General features: G+C 67.2%; 1 protein-coding gene. It reads right to left on the bottom strand.

All coding sequences use genetic code 11. The annotated features are described in order from the left end of the window. On the bottom strand, positions 1-306 hold a 306-nt coding region (locus HH310_RS43025), incomplete at its 3' end, for a transposase (protein WP_211193346.1). Between the last annotated feature and the right edge of the window lie 66 nt (positions 307-372).

The following is a 372-nucleotide window of genomic DNA, read 5'->3' as shown; positions in this document are numbered from 1 at the left end:
GGCGGCCTCGGCCCGCTTACGCCGCTCGAGCAGCCAGTCCGGGAAGTAGGAACCGGACCGTAGTTTCGGCACCGCGACGTCGATGGTGCCGATGCGGGTGTCGAGCTCGCGGTGCCGGTAACCGTTGCGGGAGTTGACCCGCTCCGGCGACGCCGTGCCGTATTCGGCGCCGCAGACCGCGTCGGCCTCGGCCGACAACAGACTGTTGATCACCGTGGACAGCAAGTGGCGCATCAGATCCGGCGACGCGTCCGTCAGCGCTTGGCCGAGCAGGCCGGCGGGGTCGATGATGTGTGGTGCGGTCATCGCGATAGATCCCTTTCGAGAGTTCCGTGAGACGTTCGCTCGAAAGATCACGCGATGGCCGCGCTC

Origin of the sequence: Actinoplanes sp. TBRC 11911 (genome assembly GCF_012933445.1) — a bacterium.
GTDB lineage: Bacteria > Actinomycetota > Actinomycetes > Mycobacteriales > Micromonosporaceae > Actinoplanes.
Note: the sequence above shows the minus strand (reverse complement) of the source record. Positions and strands in the feature narration are given on the sequence as shown.